17 protein-coding genes are annotated in these 23,585 nt (G+C 62.1%); 13 read left to right on the top strand and 4 right to left on the bottom strand.

Going from position 1 to position 23,585, the window contains the following annotated elements:
* Positions 1-21: 21 nt before the first annotated feature.
* Positions 22-1,410, bottom strand: a complete 1,389-nt coding sequence (locus E0E00_RS13375; RefSeq protein WP_130813028.1) for an ADP-ribosylglycohydrolase family protein — start codon at positions 1,408-1,410, stop codon at positions 22-24.
* Positions 1,411-1,620: 210 nt separating this feature from the next.
* Here E0E00_RS13375 and E0E00_RS13370 point away from each other — a divergent pair, with 210 nt between their 5' ends.
* A complete protein-coding gene (locus tag E0E00_RS13370; RefSeq protein WP_130813027.1) occupies positions 1,621-3,513 on the top strand; it encodes a PfkB family carbohydrate kinase in 1,893 nt (630 codons plus the stop codon).
* 86 nt (positions 3,514-3,599) lie between these two features.
* Here E0E00_RS13370 and E0E00_RS14760 read toward each other — a convergent pair whose 3' ends face one another.
* Positions 3,600-4,112 (bottom strand): hypothetical protein, encoded by a 513-nt coding sequence (locus E0E00_RS14760; protein ID WP_207302769.1) that lies wholly within the window; start codon positions 4,110-4,112, stop codon positions 3,600-3,602.
* A complete protein-coding gene (locus tag E0E00_RS14755) occupies positions 4,051-4,419 on the bottom strand; it encodes a hypothetical protein (RefSeq protein ID WP_207302768.1) in 369 nt (122 codons plus the stop codon). Before E0E00_RS14755 ends, E0E00_RS14760 begins: the two co-directional genes overlap by 62 nt.
* A gap of 748 nt (positions 4,420-5,167) precedes the next feature.
* Here E0E00_RS14755 and E0E00_RS13360 point away from each other — a divergent pair.
* The 4 genes from E0E00_RS13360 to E0E00_RS13345 all read left to right on the top strand — a co-directional run bounded on the left by E0E00_RS13360 (position 5,168) and on the right by E0E00_RS13345 (position 8,805).
* Complete coding sequence (locus E0E00_RS13360; RefSeq protein ID WP_130813026.1) at positions 5,168-6,577, top strand: tyrosine-type recombinase/integrase; 1,410 nt, start codon at positions 5,168-5,170, stop codon at positions 6,575-6,577.
* Positions 6,578-6,644: 67 nt separating this feature from the next.
* Positions 6,645-6,881, top strand: coding sequence for a hypothetical protein (locus tag E0E00_RS13355; protein ID WP_130813025.1), 237 nt, complete (start codon positions 6,645-6,647; stop codon positions 6,879-6,881).
* Between the two features lie 2 nt (positions 6,882-6,883).
* Positions 6,884-8,005 carry an AAA family ATPase gene (locus E0E00_RS13350; protein WP_130813024.1) on the top strand — a complete coding sequence of 374 codons (1,122 nt, stop codon included), beginning with the start codon at positions 6,884-6,886 and terminating at the stop codon, positions 8,003-8,005.
* Positions 8,006-8,343: 338 nt separating this feature from the next.
* Complete coding sequence (locus E0E00_RS13345; protein WP_130813023.1) at positions 8,344-8,805, top strand: hypothetical protein; 462 nt, start codon at positions 8,344-8,346, stop codon at positions 8,803-8,805.
* A 263-nt stretch (positions 8,806-9,068) separates the two neighbouring features.
* Here E0E00_RS13345 and E0E00_RS13340 read toward each other — a convergent pair whose 3' ends face one another.
* On the bottom strand, positions 9,069-9,668 hold the full coding sequence (locus E0E00_RS13340; protein WP_130813022.1) for a hypothetical protein: 600 nt from the start codon (positions 9,666-9,668) through the stop codon (positions 9,069-9,071).
* Between the two features lie 176 nt (positions 9,669-9,844).
* Between E0E00_RS13340 and E0E00_RS13335 the strand changes: the two genes are divergently transcribed.
* From E0E00_RS13335 to E0E00_RS13300, 8 genes are all read left to right on the top strand, one after another.
* Entirely contained in the window at positions 9,845-10,807 is a 963-nt protein-coding gene (locus tag E0E00_RS13335) for an AAA family ATPase (protein ID WP_130813021.1), read from the top strand.
* A gap of 3 nt (positions 10,808-10,810) precedes the next feature.
* Complete coding sequence (locus tag E0E00_RS13330; RefSeq protein ID WP_130813020.1) at positions 10,811-13,267, top strand: S8 family peptidase; 2,457 nt, start codon at positions 10,811-10,813, stop codon at positions 13,265-13,267.
* 9 nt (positions 13,268-13,276) lie between these two features.
* Complete coding sequence (locus E0E00_RS13325) at positions 13,277-14,167, top strand: DUF4238 domain-containing protein (protein WP_130813019.1); 891 nt, start codon at positions 13,277-13,279, stop codon at positions 14,165-14,167.
* Positions 14,168-15,046: 879 nt separating this feature from the next.
* Positions 15,047-16,783, top strand: coding sequence for an N-6 DNA methylase (locus E0E00_RS13320; RefSeq protein ID WP_165443706.1), 1,737 nt, complete (start codon positions 15,047-15,049; stop codon positions 16,781-16,783).
* Complete coding sequence (locus E0E00_RS13315) at positions 16,780-17,307, top strand: hypothetical protein (protein WP_130813017.1); 528 nt, start codon at positions 16,780-16,782, stop codon at positions 17,305-17,307. Before E0E00_RS13320 ends, E0E00_RS13315 begins: the two co-directional genes overlap by 4 nt.
* 45 nt (positions 17,308-17,352) lie before the next feature.
* A complete protein-coding gene (locus E0E00_RS13310; RefSeq protein WP_130813016.1) occupies positions 17,353-19,155 on the top strand; it encodes a class I SAM-dependent DNA methyltransferase in 1,803 nt (600 codons plus the stop codon).
* 2 nt (positions 19,156-19,157) lie between these two features.
* Positions 19,158-20,441: a restriction endonuclease subunit S gene (locus E0E00_RS13305; RefSeq protein ID WP_130813015.1), complete on the top strand. Its 1,284-nt coding sequence runs from the start codon at positions 19,158-19,160 to the stop codon at positions 20,439-20,441.
* A gap of 4 nt (positions 20,442-20,445) precedes the next feature.
* Positions 20,446-23,580 carry a type I restriction endonuclease subunit R gene (locus tag E0E00_RS13300; RefSeq protein WP_130813014.1) on the top strand — a complete coding sequence of 1,045 codons (3,135 nt, stop codon included), beginning with the start codon at positions 20,446-20,448 and terminating at the stop codon, positions 23,578-23,580.
* Positions 23,581-23,585 lie beyond the last annotated feature (5 nt).

Below are 23,585 nucleotides of genomic sequence, written 5' to 3'. Positions count from 1 at the left end.
CATAGGAGAGACCCCGATTGATTAGGCAAGGGCCCTGGCCACCGCGCAGGTCCTCTCCGCAATCTGGCAGAGGCTGAGCGTCTTCATTCCCCACATGTACGTATCGAGACGGTCGCCGATTGGCTCGCTCCAGTACTCTGGAATGTCATCCTTCTCATGTGCCGTGCACCACACGGTCATCACCTGGGCGGCAACGCAGTCGACGTCCTGCCCACATCCGCCACAGATTTCCAGGACATGGGTGAAGTCATCCCCGCCGAACCAGAGCGCGATAACCTCGATTGCGGCATTGGGATACGCATGGACCCAGTTGTAACGCTCGAGCCTCTTCTCACAGGGACGCCATGCATCCAGCCAGTTGTCGTGCGACTCACACTGCTCCAGCGCGAAGTCGACCACGCTCCTGTACTCGCTGTCCACGGGAATGAGCTCGATGGCGTCGCGAAGGAGCCCTCGCATATCGCCTTTATAGAACGCCATCGAAGCGAGCACGGCGTTGAAGACCTCACCGAGGATCCCGTTGCCCGAGTGGGAGATCTCCCCATCGTGGAACGCCGCCTCGGCAGCCTTCCTGGGGTTCCCGGGCCAGATCTGCCCGCAAATCGCACCTCTCATCTGGGAGCCAATCCACTCGCAGAACGGGTTGTTGAATCTTCCGCTTTCCGGGGGCATGATGCCGCAGCGAAGGTTCCTCAGGGCCATCTCCTCAGCCGACCAGCCGAACCCGATCCTGCTCATCCACTCGTATGCGATGTCCTTGCTCGTGGTAGCCGCACCATGATTCTCGTAGGCGACCAGCAGCGCGAGCTCGTAGGTGATGTCGTCATTGTAGGTGTTAGGCGTCCTGACATAACGCCTGACGGGGCCATACGCCTTCCGGATGTTGTCGGTGGTGTAGCCCTCGAGGCAGGTCCCGTACGCCCCGCCGATAACCTGGCCTAGCCACCCCGCATATATCAAATCGAACAGGCCGTCGCCCATGTCCACGGCTACGGCATCTGGAAAGCTGACGGCGGAGGAGTACTCCTCGAAGGTATCGTAGAGCCTGTAGTGCCAGTAGTCGGACGTTTCGTCCACAACGGCATTACGGCATCCCTCGAACAGCTGGTGTGTCGCGCGGTGGAGGCCGACCATGTCATCGCATGATATCGCCGTAAAGCCTTCCATGAGGAGCCTGCCGGCGTCCGGCACAATCCGACCCCTGTTCTCCGTAGCTTGGATCATTGCAACCGCAAGGACCTCACGTTCCAAGGAGCCTGGGGCCTCAGACCCCCAGTAAGTCTTCACGGAGCGGTCGAGGAGCTTGTCCACATTGTCAGACTGCTCCTCCCATAGCACCTTGTCATCACTCGGTAGCTGACGGGGAATCTGGCAGTCTCTGGTATGACGCTCAATCTCCCAATCCCTCACGGTGTGCCCTCCCTACAGTTGTCAGGTTGAGAAAACATTTTCCTAAAATGCTTTCTTTCAAGTTGATGCGATGGTATATTTGCCAGAACCAAACTGTGGAGTCTAGACCGCCAACGGTAGTCATTAGCAGGGTGAGTGTTAGCTGAACGTCAGTGTCGGCAGGGTATACGGCCGTTAAGGCCGCATCGCCCCTACTGAGGAGCCATACGGATGGACATCAAGAAAATCGCACACATCGCAGGGGTTTCGCCGGCTACGGTATCCAAGGTCGTAAACCACAAGGACTCAGCCATCAGCCGAGAGACTCGCGATAGGGTCGCACGAATAGTCAAACAATACCATTATGTACCCTATTCCTCTGCTATCACGAGACAGAACGCCAGGCGAGTCATCGCGGTCGTCCTAAGGGAGCCCGTCTCGTACGACTCGGTGCTAGACGGGATACTCAGGACCGCCCAAGCGAACGAATATGTACCTCTCGTGCTAGACAGCTACTCTAGCGCCGAAATGGAAGAGCAGAACATCGATTCCATACTCGAGAGCGGATGCGCTGGAATCATCTGGGAGCCCGTGGCAGAATCCAGCCGCATCCTGGAGAAAAAAATCGAGGATTCGCAGGTCCCACATCTGCTCATTGGAATGTACGGTGGCAGCGACAGCTTTGTACAGCCCTACTACAAGGCTGCCCACCACATGACGCAGGAGATGATTGTCCGCGGTCATCGAGACATTGGATGCCTTCTCTCGCAAAGCAGACGCACCGAGGAATTTCTCCAGGGGTACAAGGACTGCCTGCTCGAGTCCGACATCAGCCTGCGCGATGATCTTGTCTTTTATGACGTGGGGGCAAACATCGCCAGCATGATATCCGAGAGAAGGATGACGGGGATAATCTCCTCCCACTTTCGTGACGCCATACGGTTTTCCCAGCTCATGGGAAAGCTACATCACCACATCCCTGCCGATATCTCCCTCATCTCGCTCCGAAGCGAGGGCACCGATGCGCAGGAGGGTAACTATGACACATCGATATCGACCTGCCCTGTCAGGACGGCGGAGTTCGGCTCCTTCCTGTGCGAGAGGCTCTTGTCATCTATCGAGGGACGCAACTCGAGGGAGAGCTATGCCCCCCACTACGAGCTCGAGAACACGAGCACTGTCTCCGCCCCCATCGAGCGCGGTCCGGAAAAGGTCGTCGTGGTGGGGAGCATCAACTGCGATTCCTACATGCTTGTCCCCAGGCTGCCGAAGGCTGGCACAAGCGTCAGTGCCCTCACGACGCAAAGCTTCCCTGGTGGAAAGGCCACCAACCAGGCCGTGGGCATCGCTAAGCTAGGGTTTCATGCGGCCGTCATTGGCAATGTTGGCTCAGACTTCGAGTCGGATGACTTCTATCGCGTTTTCGACCGATGGGGAATCGACGACTCGAGCGTGAAGAGGATTGGGGAGACTGAGACCGGCAAGGCCCTGATATTCGCAAGCCCCCAGGGTGAGACAGCCATCTCCCTCATACCAGGGGCCAACTCACAACTGACCCCCGATGACATTCGGAGCCGCGCCGCAGCTTTTGACGGCGCACGCTACTGCCTTGTTCAGACCGAGGTGCCCGTGGATGCGGTGATTGAGGCATGCCGAATTGCCCGTGAACGAGACATCAAGACGGTCCTCAAGCCATCCTCATGCGGGGAGCTTCCTGCGGAGCTCCTGAGGTTTGTCGACTGCGTCATCCCCAACGAGACTGAACTCGACGAGATCTGCCCATCCGTCGAGGGTGGGTTGGACGAGAAGGCGAGCTGGCTTCTTGGCCAGGGACCAGAACTCGTCATCGTCACGCTTGCCAACAGGGGGTGCTATCTCTGTTCGCGGGAAACTAGGAGTTTCTTCCCGCCAAGCGCCTTCGTTGCGGCCGATGACGCGGGTGCTGGCGACGCGTTCATCAGTGCATTCGTTGCCTCCCGGATGTCTGGCAACAGCCTTGGGAGATCGGCTAGGATAGCCAACTACGCAGCCGGTTTTAGCGTTACCCGGCACGGGGTCATATCGTCGCTTATTGATAAGTTCTCGCTCGAGATGGCACTTGAGAGCGAAGATGTGGGAGCATAGGCGCGGATATCTCCCGATCGGCTTCACCCAGTGACGATTTCAAGCGAGGGATTGTCCTCAAGCATTCTTTTCTCGTATCTAACGGTCTAGATAACGAGGGCTGACCGATATCGATCGATGCCCTTGTCCGATGAGAGCGTCAGGGACACTGCGAAGGCGTCGGCATCGGGGCGCAGACCGCTGGCGCTTCCGCCGTCCTTCCACACCTTGGTCAGCACGATATCGGTGCCCACAAAGATCACGGCGTTCGACTCAAGTGTCAGTATGGAGTTGCCCTCGATGTCAAAGTCGAGAACGGTGTTAAATACGTCCCGCTTGTCGTTGAACGCAGGCCCCACCCCATCGCTTACCGCGTAGGACACTGAAACGTAGCCACCTTTGTTGGCCTCTAGGGGTTTCGTGGACGCCAGGAGCAGCAAGTCGGCATCAGAGGCATTGGCGACTTCGGTATATTCGCCAGGCTGCGGAGCACGGTTCACGTTATATGTCACGCCTAGGTTCAGCTTGATGCACTTGACCGTATAGTTTGACGAGGTCTCAATCGATGCGAGACTGAGCGGAAGCCCAGCCGTACCCTCGGGGGTGAACGAGTCGCTCACGCTGGTGGCCTTGGAGAGCAGGGGGGACGAACAGTGACGTTGAGTTCGCCTCCACACCTGCGTTATTTCTGACGGTAATACGGACCGTGGCCGTATCGCCCTTCTGCAACACGGCAGTGGTTACCTGCGCGTTCGCCAGATCATAGGAGAAGTCGGTGACGGTGCCAGTCTGCCCATCCTTCACGGAGAACGTCGAGACGACAACGATCTCGGACGCATGGTCGATGGTGTACTTCCATGCCTTGACCTGCGTACCACCCTTGTCGAGTGCGCCGACGTACTCGGGCGCGCTGAGCGTGCTCTCCATGACTTTCAGGTCGCTATAGGAGAATCCCTCGGACAGCGTGCATGCAGAGTAGCAGTAAACGGAAATCTTGTCGCTATCGTTGGCAAAAGTATGTGCGTTATTTCAAAGGACACTCAATTAGAATCGGGCCATAATGAGGAGGCAAATATGGACCGTCGATATGAGGCCATCCTGGCATTGCTCAATGGGGGAGCTATTGTCTCCGGGAATCATATTGCCTGCCACTTGGGCGTAAGCGTCCGTACAGTGATTGTGTCTAGAAAGACGCTCCTATGGTGTGTCATTCTCGACACTACCGAACTCTTAGGGGCCGCCAGTTGTTCAGTCGTGCGTAGATACCATCGTGGGATAAATGGTTACAGGAGCGAGGATGTTCGTTAGGCCAAACGAGACTTGACTCTCTGAATAGTTCAAACTTTCCGACCGCATTTGGACAGCGGCTTGGACAGCATTTGGACAGGAAGCCGTACGAAAAATGGCCTGCCAGCAGACGAGCTGGTAGACCATATGGTTCGTGGTGGGCGTTAGAAGATTTGAACTTCTGACCTCTTCCGTGTCAGTCCGTGTTGTATCGCGTATGGCCGCGGATGCCTGCGAACTGATACGACCAGTTTAATGCTGTTTACCTGCTATTATGTTGATTCCTGCGGATTGGCGCGAATTCCTCTGATATGATTCTACTAGAGATGCATGGTGGGCATTTGGTGGGCACCATGGTGGGCACAGTGACTTCGGGGAGGCGCGGCGCATGGCGAAGAGGTACAGCGAGGGGACGGTGCGCTACCGCGTGAGGCGCGGCAAGGACGGCGTGGAGCGCGGCCACTGGGAGGCCCTCCTCAAGGTGAGCGACGACGACGGCCCGTGGAAGTCCAAGAGCAAGGCAATCAAGAACTACCCCAAGCAGACGGCCGACGGGCGCACCACGCGCACGGAGATCCTCTCCCCCACCAAGTCCCGCCCGAACCAGGGGCGCGAGGGGGCGCTCGCCGCGCTCGCCGAGTGGCGCGAGCAGCTGATGGTCGACGACGAGGTGGCCGAGCGCAAGGCCCGCCAAGCGGAGCTGGGGGCCGGGGACGCCACCATCCTCTCCGTCACGCCCGACTCCACCGTCTACGAGTACGTGGACGCGTTCGTCTCCTCCCGCAAGATCAAGAGCGCCAACAACCCCGCGGGCATCGCGCGCTCCACCTACGACGGCTACCGCTACGCAATCCGCAGCATGGACCGGGGCTTCGGCGGCACCAGGCTGCGCGACCTCACGCCCGCCCGCATCCTCGCCTGGCAGAAGTCGCTTGAGCGGCAGGGCAAGGCCGGCGCCACCATCAACCGCGCGTACTGGTGCCTCAAGAACGCCTGCGAGTACGCCGTGCAGAACGGCGACATGGACGCCGAGCAGTTCGCCCTGTGCTTCCCGCGCAAGCGCGTGGACGCCCCCAAGTCGGCAAACCCCGACCCCAACCCGCTCGATGACTCGAGCCTCGACCTGCTGAACCTGCTCATCGACCGGGCTAACGCGGGCGGCGACCCGAGCGCCTTCATGGTGTGCGTGGAGCTCGCGCTGCTCACCGGCATGCGCCAGTCCGAGGTGTGCGGCCTGCGCTGGCGCGACGTGGACCTGGAGGGCTCCGGGCAGTACCCCACCGGCTCCATCCACGTGTGCAACGTGCTCTCGCGCTCTGGCAGCGAATTCGTCCAGAAGGAGCCCAAGACCAAGGCGGGCAACCGCTTCATACCTCTCAACGCAGACCTTCGCGGCCTGCTCCTGGCCCGCCGCGAGCAGCAGGCCCGAGAGATGGCCGAGGCAGGCGCGGACCTCTCTGACACGGGCGGCAGGCCACCGCTCGACTACCACGTCTGCGGAAACGCCAACGGCGGGTTCTTCAACCCCACCGTCCTCTCGCGCAGCTGGCGCTCCTTCGCCCAGGGCAACGACCTGCGCGGCATCAAGGGCCGCCGCGTCGTGTTCCACGACCTGCGCCACACCTTCGCCACGCGCGCCATCCACGAGGGCGTGGACGTGGAGGTCGTGAGCAAAATCCTGGGGCACGCCAAGGTGAGCATCACCGTGGACATCTACGCGGACGCGATGCCCGACGCCAAGAAGCGCGGCATGGAGGCCATGAACGGGGTCGTGAGGAGGCACGAGGCCCACTTGTGACACCCATATACCGTCCTGTCTGTAGCCACACGCACCTATACGAGGCGACAGAGAGGACGGCTTTCATATGGCACGACGCAAGGGTGAGAACAGGGCTTGGGAGAACTCGCTGGACTGCTCGCGGATCACGCGAGCGGACATCAAGGTGCGGGAGACGCCCAAGCACGTGGCCGAGATCGGCGGCTGGAGCCAGAGGCAGGTGCAGCGCTGGTGCGCGGACGGGACGCTGCCCGCCAAGATGATCGGCGGCACGTGGGCCATCTCTGGGCCCAAGCTCTGCGAGATGCTCGGCATCGAGGACTAGCCATGGAGTCGCTTCCCGACATGGAGGGCGGAGCTAGCTCCGGCAACGGGGGCTTCTCTGCGCTCTTCTCGCCTCTCCCGGCGGAGCGGCAGGAGCTGCCTCCGGTCCTTATCGAGAATACGCTCCGAAAGGGCTCCGTGATGCTCATCGGGGCGGCGCCCAAGGTGGGCAAGACCTTCCTCACGGCGCAGATGGTCGTCGCCTTCGCCATGGGCACGGCCGTGCTCGGTTTCTCCTTCACGAGGTGCGAGCGCATCCTGGTGGTGAACACCGAGATGGGCGCCGCCGAGTACGACAACCGCATCATCGACGCCGCGCTCTCGCCCGAGGTCGCCCGCGAGGTCTCCCGGCGCGTGCTCATCGCGCACACCGACGACGACCCCGAGCTCACGGTCAAGGACGTGGCCGAGGCGATCTGCGTCAGCGACTGCAGGCCGGACGTCGTGATCATCGACCCCATCTACCCGCTCTTCATGGGCAACGAGAACAGCAACGAGGACGCGAAGGCGACCCTGGCATACCTGAAGATGGTGGCGAGCAGGACCGGTGCGGGCGTCATCTACACGCACCACTTCAGCAAGGGCGCGCAGGACCTGAAGGAGGCGCGCGACCGCGTAAGCGGGGCGGGGACCCTGGGACGCAACTACGCGGCGCTCTGGGCGCTCACCGAGCTCGCGCCGGGAGAGGAGGAGATGTCCGACCTTCCGGACGGCTCCGTAGCCGTGCGCATAGCGACGGACCTGCGCAGCTTCAAGAGGTCCAAAGCCAACCGTAACCTCGACTTCAACGCCGTGCGCATGGACGGCCTGTTCTTCCGCGACGACGATGGCAGGTTCGACAAGGCCCCCACCCGCGAGGCCGCCCGACTGGCGAAGGCCCGGGGCAAGATCAAGGAGCTGCTCGACCAAAACGGCGGCGAGCCGGTGGAGTTCAGCACCGTGCAGCGCCTTACGGCCCTCTCGCCCAACACGATCAAGGACTACCTCATCGAGATGGACGAGTACCAGCTCGTGCGTATGCGCGTCGGCGGCAGGGGTCAGAGCAGGAACCACATCGCCTGGGCCTCATGGCAGCCGACCCTGGGCACGGAGCTCATCCCTGTCGGAGGTGACGACAATGGGTAGCACGGAAGCCTGTCGGGAAAGCCCGTCAGATTCTCAGGGACGTCATTTGACAGTCTCCGCGTGCGGAAAAGCTAGGCAATCAACCCCTATAGGGAGGTTGATTGGCAACCTCCCTATAGGGGTTGATCAGCCAGCCGGGCTTTTCCCGAGACCGACGGGCTTTTGGGAGCAAGAGCCGAGAATGCGGGACGGCCAGAATCTCGCTCTTGTGAATCTTGAGAACCCCTTTGATAAGTCGTACGGGGGCGTCCAGTCGCGTCCCGGACATCCCCATGTTGTGACCGCGCCCCATGCTGGTGGCATGGGAAACATCCGGTTCCACGGGAAGGTGGCCGCATATGGCTGGGCGCAGGACGAAGCTCACACAGGAGATGGTTGACCAGGCCATCCAGCTGAAGGCGGACGGCCTCTCCAACGGCGACATCATCTCTGCGCTTGGGATACACTCGTCCACCTTCTACCGTTGGATAGGCGAGCCCAAGAACCGGCTGCAGCGCGAATTAAGCGACGGACTAAAAAAGGAGGAGGCCGAGTTCAAGCGGACGCTCCTGACGACCATCCGCGCTGCGGCCCTGGTGCGCAACCAGTGCTGGACGGCGGCCGCGTGGCTGCTCGAGCGCAAGTACCCCGACGAGTACGGCAGGGCCGAGCGACGCCTCGACGGGGAAGAGGCGGCGGGCCAGGCTCCCCAGATCGTGCTCGGCGTGGTGGCGAGGCCCGTGCAGCAGACGATCGACTTCGGGGCGCTTGAGGACGACGCAGCAGAGGATACGGACGCCCCTTCACCAAATACTGCTTAGGCGGCGGGTGGTGGATACCAATACCAATGACCTGATGACGACGGGCACGGTGAAACCCGAGCGGCGGCTTTCCTGGTATGACCGGTCGTATGTGCGCTCCTGATGTGGCAATGCCGTCGAGTTGGGAATCTCTTTGGGAATCAGCAGGTCAGAGCACCAAATGAGTTTCCTCCGCCTTTCCACGGATGTGAACGGCGTATGGATTTGTGAACAGCTTTGTGAAGTCGCGCGAGGCGCTCATCGGCCGATCGCACCGGCCCCTTCTATACGGCGAACTCCCAAACAAGGGGCAGGACGCCCTCGCCAAGGCTCCTGCGGATGCTCTCCTCATATGCCAGATAGGCCGGATAGTCATTGATGGCCGTCCATTTGCCGAAGGGGCTCTCGACCCCAAGGCCTCCCTCGCTCTTAGCCATCGCGACCGTCTTGAGCACGACGGAGTCTATGGGGACGTGCAGCGCGCCGATGCTGGATTCCGCCTCTCTCACGCCGAGCACCACGAGGTACTTGGCGGCCATATTCACCCACTTCTGGGTGTGGCCGTACGTGAAGCCGCAGGCGGGAGCCTCGGCCTGGTAGATTCCGACCAGCTCATCGCACAGGGCTTGGTGCTTCTCCGCATACCCATCCCACGTGAGCGGGGCGGGTGCGAGGGCCTCCCGAAGCCCCTCGGCGACGGCCTTGGCGCACCTTTCCCTGGCTTTCGCCGCGCCGGGCACGCCCTTGACGGCGAGGGTGCGGCAGAGGTCGCGGTAGGCGCGGCGCGAGGCCAGCTCGTAGCTCGTCTCCTTGCCCATCGCGGAGCCGAAGAGCGAGCGCAGCAAGAAGCCGCTCCTGAGGGTGTCGAGGTCCTTCTCGCCCATTCTCGCCTCCTATCGAGCCGGCACTTTCGCCCGCACATTCTATGGAGGGGGCGGTGTTGCCGGCAACCCGCAGCTTTGGTGCGCGGGGCGTTTGGGGTCTGGGCGGATCCCGCCGCATGACCTATCATGGAGAGACGGATTATCTATTGACTTTTTCGCGGAAGGGGGAATCGCTGATGGCGACCAACGACCAGGTGAAGCAGCTCGCGAAGGCCCACTACGCCAACGACGACGAGGCCTTCCGCAGCTGTCTGCTGCAGATAGCGGCCGGCGAGGCGAGGAAGGGGCACTCCTCCGCCGCGCGCGAGCTGAAGGCCCTCGCCGACCAGAAGCGGGCCTCCGCCAAGGTTCTGAACCTGGCGAGCAACGACGGGCTCTTCTCCGTGACCTACCCCGACGTGCGGATGGGCGACCTTATCGTCTCCGACGAGATAAAGGCGCGGCTGGGGCGCGTGGTGAGGGAGTACCGCCAGCGCGGGAAGCTCGCCGACTACGGCTACGAGAACAGGCGGCGGATCCTGCTGGAGGGCGCGCCGGGGACGGGGAAGACCATGACCGCCTCGGTCGTCGCCTCCGAGCTGCAGATGCCGCTCCTCACCGTGCAGATGGACAAGCTCATCACCAAGTACATGGGCGAGACGAGCGCGAAGCTGCGCCAGATCTTCAACAGCATCGCGCGCGTGCCCGGCGTGTACCTGTTCGACGAGTTCGACGCAATCGGGGCCGACAGGAGCTTGGACAACGAGGTCGGCGAGATGAGGCGCATTCTCAACTCGTTCCTCCAGTTCATCGAGGCCGACCGCTCGCAGAGCGTCATCATCTCCGCGACCAACAACCGCGACATGCTCGACCCGGCGCTCTTCAGGCGCTTCGACGACGTGCTGCACTACGACCTGCCGAGCGAGGAGCAGGCCCGCGAACTCGTGGACCACACCGTGGGCGGCTACGATCCCTCCTTCCGCTGTTCCTCCGCGCTCGCCACGCGCATGGCCAAGCTCTGCCAGGCCGAGATCGTGCAGGTGTGCGACGATGCCATCAAGGACTCGCTGCTCGGCGACGGCGACGTGAACGAGGCCGGCCTGCTCGCGCTGTGCGACGAGAGGCTCGGCTTCTACGGCGCCGGCAGGCAGGCGAGCTAGCCCATGGAGCTCAAGCGCAACGTCATTCTTTCCGACACGTCGGAGGGCTGCGCCTATGAGCGGCCGGGCGGCGGTGGCGGCGAGAGGAAGAACCCCGCACGGAACCGGCAGACCCATGCCAAGAAGCTGAGCCAGGAGCTGGAGAAGGCCATCAAGGCTGACACTGCTGCCGAGGGGCGCGGCGGCACCTACCTGCGCTTCAACAGCTCGGCCGGTTACGAGATGGACCCCGATTCGTTTGACAATACGAACAGCAAGATCCAGCTCGTGAACGTGAGGAGCACCGGTGGCGATGACCCGGTGATCTCCGCCACCGTGTACGTCCCCCAGAGGAGTGCAAAGTACTTCGAGAAGAAGGTCTCGGACTACGCGGACGAGTGCAAGGCCACCAAGAGGGGCAAGCCCAAAAACCAGCCGCTTGTCGAGAGCATCGATAGCATCGAGTCTGTACCAGTTCGCTCCCTATGGACCGGAAGGGACGACGAGTATCCGGCTGATGCTCCCAAATGGTGCGAGGTATGGTTCGGCACGACGCAGGAGAACGCCGAGGAGCTCTTCGGCAGATTCAAGATGTGGTGCCGCGACCGGCAGATAGACGCCTCTGATGACTTTCTCGTCTTTCCCGAATGCCTAGTCACGCTTGCCAGACTCGATGGCGACGACCTGGAGACGCTCTTCGACAATATAGGCCCCATGAACGAGGTGAGGCCACTGGCAGAGCCCAACCACGAGTTCCTCGACTTCGAGCCACGCTTCCAGAGGGAGCTCTCTGACGATGCAGCGGGAAGGGTCGTTCCGACCGAATCGGACGTGTCGGTGTGCCTGCTCGACACGGGCGTCAACGCGAGCCACCAGCTGCTGGGTGTCGCCATCCATGACGCGGACGATTCCGTCCTCGCCGCCGATGACGGATGGGCTCCGAATGATCGTGCTGGACATGGCACCGAGATGGCGGGCATAGCACTTTATGATGACTTGAGGCATGCCCTGGAATCTGCTGGTCCGATTCAGCTGCATGGCCACCTCGAGTCAGTCAAGATCCTCCCTGACTCGGACCGCAACCCGGAACACCTCTACGGCTCCGTCACGGCAGATGCGATGGCGCACATCGAGATGGAGCATCCCGATCGCAGCCGCGTCTACTGCATGGCGGTTACCGACGATTCGGAAGAGATTGACGGAAAGCCCTCCTCCTGGTCGGCTAAGCTCGACGAGCTTACTGCAGGCACCGACGCGGACGGCGAATACAAGCGTCTGTGTCTCGTGAGCGCCGGCAACGTTGACAAGAACGGCTTCCACGACGCGCCCTATTCGGACCATAACGTCAACTCGCCCGTCCAGGACCCCGCGCAGGCATGGAACGCGCTCACAGTCGGGGCGTACGCGGACGCAGTGACCATAAGCGAAGCCGGATTCGACGGATACGCCGCGATGGCGCTGAAGGGCGACCTCTGCCCTTACAGCAGGACCTCGGTCCTCTGGGATGACATGTGGCCCATCAAGCCCGAGATATGTTGTGACGGCGGAAACCTTGCGGGAGATGCGTACCGCAATGTGTTGGACTGTGACGATCTCTCACGGCTCACCACGTCGAACGAGCTCCCAGAGCGTTATCTCACCACCACGAGGGCGACCAGCGCGGCGACCGCGCAGGCTTCGTGGATGGCATCTCGAATCCTCGAGGCGTATCCCGACCTGTGGCCCGAGACGGTGCGCGCCCTCCTCGTCCATTCTGCGCGCTGGACTGACGAGATGAAGAGGGAATTCGACGTCGAGAAGGGCAAGAAGGGGTCTTATCGGACCCTGCTCCGCGCGTGTGGATGGGGCATCCCCCATATCGACTATGCTCTCGGCTGCCTGGACAGCCGAGTCAATCTGGTGGTACAGGGCGAGATTCAGCCGTTCGACAAAGAGGGCCGTACGAACGAGATGCGCGTGCATGAGCTGCCGTGGCCACGGGAGGAGCTGCTGAGGCTCGGCGAGGCCAAGGCCGAGCTGCGTGTCACGCTCTCGTACTTCATCGAGCCCAACCCCGGCGATAGGGGCTGGGGCAGCAAGTTCCGCTACCAGTCATGCGGGCTGCGCTTCCAGGTGATTGACCGCAGGCAGAGCCTCGAGGACTTCCGCAAGTCCGTAAGCAAGAAAATGCGTGAGGGTCGGGGCGACAACGGAGGCCCCACTGGCGCGGAGGACTGGGTGCTGGGCGCCGACAACCGTGATGTCGGCTCCATCATCAGCGATTTCAAGAGAATGAATGCTGCCGACCTTGCCGACGCGCGCTATGTTGCCATCTACCCCACGAAGGGCTGGTGGGCCTTCCGCAAGGCGCTGGGCAAGGCGACGAACAAGGTGCGCTACGCTCTTGTCGTGACCATCGACACTCCCGAGGTGGAATCCCAGCTCTACAACGAGGTCGTCGCGCAGGTGAAGGTGCCCGTCGAGACCACCATCCAGATTTAAGAAGCCGCCATGGGAAAGGGCTCCACCAAGCGGCAGCACTTCGTGCCGAGGTTCTATCTGCGGCATTTCGCCGGGAATGACGGTATGCTGAGCGCGTACAGGCGCGTCGACGACCGCTACTTTCGCATGCGCCCGGAAGGAATCTGCAGCGAGAGGTTCCTGTACGAGTCGAGGATAGGCACCGGCGAGGATGGCGACGCCTTCTTCCAGGAGAACCGTATCGAGGACGAGCTTTTCGAAGTCGAGGGCAGGCTATCGAAGGGCCTGGATGACCTGCTGGAATGCTGCGAGAGACAGGATTATGTCAATGAGCGCTTTGAGGAGGGGCGCCTGGCCGTGTGCGATCTCGTTGCCAACCTCATCGCCAGGAGCCCCTCCTTCCTCGCAAGCGACAGGGACCATGCGGCCAAGATCGCCGAAGAGTTCGCACGGGAGGAGAAACTCACGCCAGGGGACTGGGACCTCCTCGGACTCATCGGCCTCAGGGGAAGTCTGGAGCCCGTTGCCGACGCCGCCATCATGAGGTTCACTCTGCTGTCCGGGGATCCGAAGGCCCCAACCAGCCATATCAGGGACAGGTTGGCCGGGATGCGTATGATCGTCCTGCAGGCGTCGCCCGTGATGCCGTTCATCTCGTGCTCGATGCCAGTCTCGTTCATCGGTATCACCGATGACTACAGTGACTTCACGGCCACCATCCTGCCGCTCTCGAGCAAGTTCGCCGCGATGTTCGCGGATGGACAAGGGGCCGAGAGCTATGGGCGGCTTTCCATGGAGGAGACCGTCCAGTTCAACTCCAACGCCCTCGACGGCAACGGGATTTGGACCACGGCGTTCGGGAGGGCGGTCGGCCCCGTGAAGGCAGCTGTCAACCGTTGCAAGGAGCTCGAACACCTGTAGAGGGTTCGGACGACGCGGCCGGGGGCTCGCCGGTGCGGTGACGATGCCCGCACCGATAATTCGGTCACCGGTGGGCTGTTCGGGGTCTGAGGCGGCCACTTGTGCCGTCTGGTGAGCTCTGAAAGGCCTACGGGACTTGGAGTGCTATAAGCGTTGCGCCGGTGGCGTGCAAGATTGCTGCGAGCTCGGTGCTGGCCAGAGGCAAGATTGCTGCGAGCTGCATGCCAGCTGCTTGCGAGCATCACGTCCCACTGCCCGCCGGACCGAGACGGCCCCACGGATCCGGTGACGGCGCATGCGGGCGAGCGACATAACGCAGCGCCATGTGCGGGGCCGGCAGGACGTCCGTGACGCGGGGCGTAGCACGCCAAAACGGCAACCGTGCACGGCAGCCGGGAGCAACGGAGCGGGCTGGACGAGCGCGGTGCCGGAGGCAGACGGCTGAGGAGGGACGGGCTGAGGCCGGGGACCCATGGCAGACAGCTTGCTGGCTGCCATGGGCGGCCGAAGACCGGCCCGACGATGCCGGCTGCCGCAGGCCCGCACGCGAGGACAGACCGCGGAGGAGTCCCGGCTGCCCCGGTGACCTCCCAGGGCGCGCGGAGCCCCGTGGCACGAACGGCCCGGCCCCGCACATGGCACGGACGACCCACGACGGGGCAGCATGCGGCGGCACCGGATCCCCGGCGAGCGTCCGGCGGGCAGTGGGACGTGAAAGGTCCTCTTCCCTTCAACTCAAGCCAGACTACACGTCCCCGAGCGCTATCGCCTGTGGCTCAGTTATTGGTTAACAATAACCATCTATTGCACTTGACAGCTTTGCTTCATCTGGTTACTCTTAACCATAGTAATACGGTTACCGATAACCAGGAGGTTGCCTTGTCACTTACTCCAGAGCAGACCAGCCGCATCATGATTGCAAAGGACCTCGACCACATCGAGCCCTTGGGCGACATGGGCGTGGACGCCAACCTCGCGGCATACGCCGCCCTCCTCCTGATAGAGAAGGGCCTTGACCGCCACGGCATTGACCACGAGCAGTACCTCTCGGTCGTCGGCGACCACCAGCTCGACCCCATCCTGCGCGACCGCTTCGTCACTGGCCCCGACGGGGCCTTCGAGAGCGCCGCCCTACACCTCTTCGGGAGTCCCTACACCACTGACGAGCTGCGCGACTTCGTGCTCCACTACAACGTGGACGAGGACAGGAGCTTCGGCATGCGGAGGGAGCTCACGACCCCCGAGCCCCTTCGCGCCCTCGCGCTCGCCATCCTTGACTGCCACGACGGCGACCGCCTCTACGACGCGTGCTGCGGCGCTGGCTCCCTTCTCGTCGATGCCATCGAGAGGAATCCCGGCATCAGGACCTACGGCGTCGACGTGAGCCAGGACGCGGCATGCCTGGCCGTAGCCCGCATGAGGCTGCTCCCTGGGGACCGCCCCGTCGGCCTGGGCGACGTGTTCCACAGGCCCTCCCTCGTTGCCTACGACAAGGTCTTCGCCAACCCGCCCTTCGGCATGAAGTTGGCCTTCATGCGCAATCCCGGCGCCGACTACCTCGCCCCCTTCGTGGACGAGACTGACCCCATGGGACGGCCCGCCTCCGCCGACTGGGTGTTCGCCCGGCTCGCGTACGACTCCCTCGCCGAGGGCGGCACCGCCGTGGCCATCGTCACCAACGGAGCCCTTGGCAACGGCGGCGACCAGCGGGCGCGGCGCTACTTCGTGGAGAACGGGATGCTCCGGGCTGTGGTGGCCCTCCCGACCAGGCTCTTCCGCTCGACGGCCCTCGGCTGCGCGCTCCTCGTGCTCGGCCGCAACGACGGGCCGGTCCGCATGGTCGACGCCTCCGACCTCGCCGACGAGGGGCGCCGCTGGAACACGCTCTCCGACGAGGCCGTCTCTGAGATCGTGGGCCGCCTCGGCGAGGACGGGCCCATGAGTCGCCGCGCCGAGCGCGCCGACATCGCCTCGCGCGGCTACAGCCTCTACGCCAGCCGCTACCTCGGCCAGGCCCCCGACCTTGTGAACCCCAGGCCGCTCGGCGACCTGTCGCTCGCAATCGAGCGAGGGGCGGGCTTCAGCGCGAGGGAGCTCGACGCGCTCACGACCGAGGAGGACACGGGGCTCTTCTACGTTCGGCTCTCGGACATCGAGGACGGCGCCATCTCGGACGACCTGCCGAACCTCACTAGCCTCGACCAGAAGACCGAGAGGCAGTGGCTGCGCACCGGCGACCTCGTGATTTCCAAGAACGGCGCGCCCTTTAAGGTGGCAGTGGCGGACGTGCCCGAGGGCAGGACCATACTCGCCAACGGCAACCTCTACGTCATCAGGCTCGACACCGACCGCGTGGACCCCTACTTCGTGGCGGCGTTCCTCGCAAGCGAGGACGGGAAGCGTAGCCTGGAGCAGATGGTCGTAGGGACGACCATCCCCAACCTGCCGCTTCGGAACCTCAGGCAGATCCAGATACCCGTGCCGCCGGCCGACGTGCAGAAGAAGGCTGCCGACGGGTACCGGGCCCGCCTCGACGAGATCTCCGTCCTGAAGATACGCATCCGCAAGTCCCGCGAGGCCGCGGCCGGCGCCTACGACGAGGCGGTGGGACGTTGACGCCCCTCTCCGCCGCCGAGCTCTACGACCTGGGCCAGGCCGTGGAAGAGCGCCTGGAGGACGGCCTCCTGCCGGCCCTCACCATGGCGAACCGGACGGGCGAGCTTGACGAGCTTCTTCGCCTCCTTGGGATGTCCGACCTCCTGGGCGACGACGGGCGGGCCGAGGTCCGCCCCACCAAGGTCCTCGTGATCGGCGACAGCATGACGAGCGAGGGGAAGCTCCGGAGCATCGCGAGGAGGCGCGGCATCTCCTCCAACGACCTGGAATGCGCGCTCGACTACGACGAGCTGAAGCACTTCAACTTCGCGAAGCTGCGCAACTCGTACGTCTACCGGGCCGTTCTCGTGGGGCCGATGCCGCACAGCACGCCCGGCAAGCTGGGCGCATCCAGCGCCGTCGCAGAGATGGAGGCGCACCCAGAGACGTACCCGCCCGTCATAAGGATGGAGGACTCCAACGGGCTGAAGATAACGAACAACAGCTTCGCACGGGCGCTGGACACGCTGAACGCCACCTATTGAGGTCTTAGAATATCAACAATGACACCGATGAAAGGCTGAATCGAATTGACTGACGAAAGAGAGCTCCAAGCGACGACCACAAAACAGGCCGCCGAGAAGGCAGCGCTCGTGTGGAGCATCGCCGACACCCTGCGCGGGCTCTACAAGCCCGTCGAGTACGGGCGCGTGATCCTGCCCATGACCATCGTGAAGCGCTTCCACGACTGCCTGCTACCCACGCACGAGAACGTGCTCGAAACCGCCAAGAGGACTGCCGGGCTCGACGTACGCGACGGATTCCTGCGCCGCGCCTCGGGCTACGACTTCTACAACACGTCCTCCTTCACGTGGGAGACCCTGCTGGCCGACCCAGCAGGCATAGAAGAAAACTTCACGGACTACCTTCAGGGCTTTTCCGAGAACGTGCAGGACATCCTCTTCCAGTCCGGCATGAAGTTCGACAACGAGATCCGCACGATGGCGGACAGCGGAGTGCTGTATCAGGTCGTAAAGGACTTCGGCGGCAGCAAGGGGGACTTCAGCCCCAGCAAAGTGACCGAGGTCGAGATGGGCGGCATCTTCGAGAACCTTGTGAGCCGCTTCTCCGAGACAGATGAGGCCGGGGAGCACTTCACCAGCCGCGACATCGTCTATCTCATGACTGACCTCGTCATCTCCGCCGACCCGCGCGTGTTCGAGGGCGACCACATCCGCCGGCTCGTGTACGACGGCTCCATGGGCACCTCGCAGATGCTCAGCTGCATGCGCGAGCGGCTGCTCGCGCTCGACTCTGAGGCGGATGTGCAGACCTTCGGGCAGGAGCTCAACCCGTTCACCTTCGCCATCGCCAAGGCCTCGGCGCTCATCCGCGGCGAGGACGCCGACAACATGCGACGCGGCAACACCTACGACAACGACCAGTTTCCCGGCTACAAGTTCGACTACGTGATACAGAACCCGCCCTTCGGCATCTCGTTCGCCGCTCGGCAGGCCGCCATCAAGGCCGAGCATGCCAAGGGCGGCGAGGGGCGCTTCCCCTGCGAGCTGCCGGCAGTGGGCGATGGGCAGACGCTCTTCGCCCTGAACGGCCTCGCCAAGCTCAAGGACGAGGGCATCATGGCCATCGTCCAGGACGCCTCGCCGCTCTACAAGGGCAAGCCTGGCAGGGGCGAGGACGACTACCGCCGCTACATACTTGAGAACGATTGGCTCGACGCCATCATCCAGCTCTCGACTGACTCCTTCGTGAACACGGGCATCGCCACCTACATCTGGCTCTTCGACAAGGACAAGCCCGAGAGCCACAGGGGCAAGGTTCTCCTCGTGGACGCCAGCAACGCCTTCGTGAAGCGCCGCAAGGGCATCGGCGACAAGAAGAACGACATCACCAAGGTGTGCCGTGACCTCATCGTGAAGGCCTATGGCAGCTGGGCCGACGGAACCTACGAGGGCACGGCCGAGGATGGCTCGGCCGTGAGCGTGGAAGCCAAGCTCTTCGACTCGACGGAGTTCGGCTTCGACCGCATCACCGTGTACACGCCCGAGCGCGACGAGGACGGCACTGTCGTCCGAGACAGGAAGGGCAAGCCCGTCGCCAAAACGGACGAGGACGGCAAGAAGGTCACCGACACCGAGGACGTCCCTCTGGGCGAGAACATCGACGCCTACATGCAGCGCGAGGTGGAGCCCTACAACCCCGGCGCCTGGTTCGACAAGAAGAAGGTCCAGCGCGGCTACACCATCCCGTTCACGCGGGCGTTCTACAAGTACAAGGAGCTGGAACCCGCCGAAGAGATCGCCAAGCGCATCGTCGAGCACGAGAAGGCACTCGAAGCCAGCCTTGAAGCGCTGTTCGGTGAGGGGCGATAAACGTGGCACGGGAGATGAAGGATAGCGGTTTGCCATATATTGGGGTGATTCCTGCCCAATGGAATCTGTTCCGGCTTAAGGCTTTTTTCACCCCATCCGCAATAACTAACAAACTCGATGCCAGGGTCTTATCGCTTTATCGTGATTATGGCGTGATACCCAAGGACAGCCGTGACGACAATCACAATGTCACCTCACGCGACACATCAAAGTACAAGTATGTGAACAGAGGTGACTTTGTAATCAACAAAATGAAGGCCTGGCAAGGCTCTATGGCCTTGTCTGGTTATGATGGCATCGTTAGCCCTGCTTACCACGTTTTTAAGTTCAGGTCGGAAGGGCTCTGGCCTCGGTATGCTCATTATCTTCTTCGTTGCAGCTCGCTCTCTGATCTCTGGAGGGGTCTTTCAACCGGGCTTCGTGTTGGGCAATGGGACTTGCACGTAGATGACTTCTTAAACACCTATATTCCTTTGCCGCCACTTAATGAGCAGCGACGCATTGCCGACTACCTTGACGCCAAGTGCACCGAAGTTGACACGGCAATTAGCCATGCTGAAGCTTTGATTTCGGAGTATGAGCTTTATGAGCAAGCCCTTATAACCCATACCGTGAACTCTGGAGTCAATGCCTATGCCGAGATGGTCCCAAGCGGCAATGCGTTCATTGGCAACAAGCCCGCTAACTGGCCGCTTGTGCGTTTTAAGCACGTTGCCTTCTTCCTAAACGGTGATAGAAGTGCGCGGTACCCTTCGGGCGATGACATTGTCTCCGATGGAATACCGTTCGTCACATCCGCAGAGTTGAACGGAAGACATCTCTCCCACACGTTCTCAAAGCACATAACGCAGATGAAATATGACTCCCTCGGAGGTGTCAGGCTGCATATTGACGACGTAGTTTATTGTCTCAGGGGTAGTGTTGGAAAGTGCGCGCTCAACGTACAAGAAGACGAAGGAACAGTCGCTTCTTCACTCACGGTGGCAAGGCCCAAGGGCTGCAACCCCTCCTGGCTCAACTATGCACTTGCAAGCTCTTCCACGTTAAACCAAGCCGTGGCAACAGCCATAGGCGCAACAAGTCAAAACCTAGCCGCCAACATGCTCGCGCAGGCGCAAGTGCCGCTTCCTAATCTAGATGAGCAGCTCTTGATTGCCAATCAGCTTGATTCAAAGTGCGACGCAATCGACCAGGCAATTGCCCAGAAGCAATCCATCATCGATGACCTTAAGGCCTACAAACAGTCGCTCATCTACGAGGTGGTCACTGGAAAGCGGGAGGTGTAGCCCCATGGCGACCGATACAAAAGAGCGCAACCTCGAGGAGGATATCGAGGCTTACCTCACCTCAGAGGAGGGAGGTTGGCTCAAGGCATCTGACAAGCAGTCGTTCATCTACGTCGAAGATGGCACGTACCAGGCCCTCGAGGGGCACGGCTATTCGGACATGCCTGGCCATGGCATCGACATCGCCACGCTGGTCAACTACGTCCAGACCACGCAGCCCAAGACGTGGGGGCTCTTCGAGAAGCGCTGCAAGACGGCCGACCCCACCCGGATGTTCTTCAAGGCCTTCCAGGACGCGGTGAGCCACGACGGCATCCTTCACGTGCTGAAGCATGGGTTCAAGCACCGTGGACTCAAGTTCAAGGTCGTTGAGTTTCGCCCCGAGTCGGGGCTCAACCCCAAGACCGAGAGGCTCTACCGGAAGAACTGCCTGCGCTGCATCCGCCAGTTCCACTACTCGGCCACCGACACGCGAAACACCGTAGACGTGGTGCTCGACGTGAACGGCATCCCGCTCGTCGCCTTGGAGCTCAAGGACCAGTTCACGGGACAGACCCACGAGGACGCCATCCGTCAGTGGAAACTCGACCGCGATCCGCGCGAGGAGGCTTTCCGCTTCGACTCGCGCATCGTGGCGTTCTTCGCCGTGGATCTCTCGCAGGCGTGGTTGGCGACCGAGCTCAGGGGTGAGGACACCTACTTTCTGCCGTTCAACCAGGGCTCGAACGGGCCCGGTGTCGACGGCGGCAGGGGGAACCCGCCCAACCCCGACGGCTATCAGACGAGCTACCTCTGGGAGGATGTGCTTCAGGCCGACTCCCTGCTCGACATCCTCAACCGCTACGAGCACGTGGAGGAGAAGCAGGAGACATTTATCGACGCGGATGGGCAGGAGCAGGTAAAGACAGTTCGGCACATTATCTTCCCGCGCTACCACCAGCTCGACGTGGTGCGCAGGATCACGCGTGACGTACGTGCCAAGGGGCCGGGGCACAGCTACCTCGTGCAGCACAGCGCGGGCTCGGGCAAGTCGAACTCGATCGCGTGGTGCGCCTATCAGCTCTCCACCATGTTCGACGAGAACGACAGGCCCATGTTCGACTCCGTGGTCATCGTGACTGACCGCACGGTCCTCGACCGACAGCTCCAGGAGACCGTGGGAGGGCTCGACCACCAGAAAGGGCAGGTCACCGTCATTGACGACAAGTGCACCTCCAAGGACCTCCGCGACGCACTCAACGACGGTGCCAAGCTCATCGTCTCCACGCTGCAGAAGTACTCGATAATCTATGAGGAGGTGCATTCGACTGGCAAGAGGTTCTGCGTCATCGTGGACGAGGCCCACAGCTCGCAGACTGGCAGCCACGCCATACATCTCAAGCAGGCCCTAGCGGACACCGAGGAGGCGCTCAAGGAGTTCGCCGACTACGAGGAACAGTGGGAGGACGCGAGCGACTACGAGCGCGACGGGATGCTGCGTCAGATGGCCGCGCAGGGCAGGCACGACAACATAACCTTCCTCGCCTTCACGGCCACGCCCAAGAAGCAGACGCTCGAGCTCTTCGGGGAGGAGATGCCGGACGGCTCGTATGCGCCCTTCCACGTGTACAGCATGCGGCAGGCCATAGAGGAGGGCTTCATCCTGGACCCGCTCGCCAACTACGTGACCTACGACGAGGCGGTGCAGTTGGCGAAGTCCATCCCCGACGACCCCGACGTGCCAAGCTCGCCCACGCTCAAGCTGCTGCGCAAGTACACCGAGCTCCACCCCTACGCCATCGAGCAGAAGGCCCGCGTCATCGTGGAGGCCTATCGCGAGATTACGGGCAGGAAGATCGGCGGGCGTGGCAAGATGATGGTAGTCACCGGCTCGCGGCTCGCAGCTGTGCGCTACCAGCGCGCCATCAAGGGCTACATCGAGTCGCAGGGCTACCGCGGCATCGAGGTGCTCGTGGCCTTCTCGGGCGCGCTGCAGGACCCGGCCGACGGCACGGACGGCCCCGAGTACACCGAGGGCGGCATGAACGTGGGCTACGACGGCCAGCACGTGAAGGAGTCGCAGACCAAGAAGGAGTTCCACAACTGGGGCGCCATCCTCGTGGTTGCCGAGAAGTACCAGACGGGCTTCGACGAGCCGCTGCTCCACACGCTGGTCATCGACAAGCGGCTGCGCGACGTGAAGGCGGTGCAGACGATCTGCCGCATCGACCGCACGTGCCGTGGCAAGACGGACACACTCGTCATCGACTTCGCCAACACGCGCGACGACATCCTCAAGGCATTCCAGCCCTACTACATCGAGACCGACCTCGCCGAGCCCATCGACACCGACAGGATCTACGGCCTTTTGCGCGAGATCCACGGCTACCACGTGTACACGGAGAAGGACGCCGACGCGGTCGCGGCGCTTGAGTTCGGCAAGAACCGCAAGAACGTGCAGGGCAGGATCAAGTCTCTGCTCACCCCCTGCGCCAAGCGCTACAACGAGCTCTCCGAGGAGGACCGTTACCAGTTCAGGCGCAAGGTCCGCAGCTTCATCAAGTGGTACGGCTACGTGACGCAGATCGTCCGCATGTTCGACCGCGAGATGCACAAGGAGTACATCCTCCTCTCGTACCTCTCACACCTGCTGACCGCCGACAAGATCAACGTGGACGCCATCGACGACAAGGTGCAGATGGACTACTACAAGCTCACGGAGACCTACCGCGGGGCCATCGAGCTGGCCGACGAGAAGGGCGAGCTGGAGCAGAACGACAAGAGGGCGCAGAGCAGTCTCGACAAGCGTGAGGACCCGCTCTCCGAGCTCGTGGCCAAGATAAACGAGGAGTACGCGGGCGACTTCACCGAGGACGACCGCGTGGTGGTGGACGCGCTGTACCGCCGCCTCTCCAAGAACGAGCGCGTGCGCGAGAGCCTCACTCACGACGGGGAGACCGTCTTCACCGACAGCACCTTCCCCAAGATCTTTGGTGACGAGGCCATGGACGCCTACATGGGAAGCCAGGACGCCTTCGCCTCCATGTTCCAGGACAGGGAGAAGTACGAGGCCATCATGAGGGCCATCGCCGAGATGCTGATCCGACAGGCACGTCGTGGGTGGGACGAGGACGACGATTCTGATTCCGATGACGAGTAAGGAGA

The organism is Olsenella sp. Marseille-P4559 (assembly GCF_900605015.1).
In the GTDB taxonomy this organism is placed as follows: Bacteria; Actinomycetota; Coriobacteriia; order Coriobacteriales; family Atopobiaceae; genus Tractidigestivibacter.
This window is presented reverse-complemented; position numbering and strand designations above follow the sequence as displayed.

Bases quoted from the DNA above. Each gene is read 5' to 3' on its own strand.
- E0E00_RS14755 (WP_207302768.1), bottom strand. From the start codon at position 4,419: ATGGAGAGCACGCTCAGCGCGCCCGAGTACGTCGGCGCACTCGACAAG.
- E0E00_RS13355 (WP_130813025.1), top strand. From the start codon at position 6,645: ATGGCACGACGCAAGGGTGAGAACAGGGCTTGGGAGAACTCGCTGGAC.
- E0E00_RS13370 (WP_130813027.1), top strand. From the start codon at position 1,621: ATGGACATCAAGAAAATCGCACACATCGCAGGGGTTTCGCCGGCTACG.
- E0E00_RS13325 (WP_130813019.1), top strand. From the start codon at position 13,277: ATGGGAAAGGGCTCCACCAAGCGGCAGCACTTCGTGCCGAGGTTCTAT.
- E0E00_RS13345 (WP_130813023.1), top strand. From the start codon at position 8,344: ATGGCTGGGCGCAGGACGAAGCTCACACAGGAGATGGTTGACCAGGCC.
- E0E00_RS13360 (WP_130813026.1), top strand. From the start codon at position 5,168: ATGGCGAAGAGGTACAGCGAGGGGACGGTGCGCTACCGCGTGAGGCGC.
- E0E00_RS13300 (WP_130813014.1), top strand. From the start codon at position 20,446: ATGGCGACCGATACAAAAGAGCGCAACCTCGAGGAGGATATCGAGGCT.
- E0E00_RS13340 (WP_130813022.1), bottom strand. From the start codon at position 9,668: ATGGGCGAGAAGGACCTCGACACCCTCAGGAGCGGCTTCTTGCTGCGC.
- E0E00_RS13350 (WP_130813024.1), top strand. From the start codon at position 6,884: ATGGAGTCGCTTCCCGACATGGAGGGCGGAGCTAGCTCCGGCAACGGG.
- E0E00_RS13330 (WP_130813020.1), top strand. From the start codon at position 10,811: ATGGAGCTCAAGCGCAACGTCATTCTTTCCGACACGTCGGAGGGCTGC.
- E0E00_RS13335 (WP_130813021.1), top strand. From the start codon at position 9,845: ATGGCGACCAACGACCAGGTGAAGCAGCTCGCGAAGGCCCACTACGCC.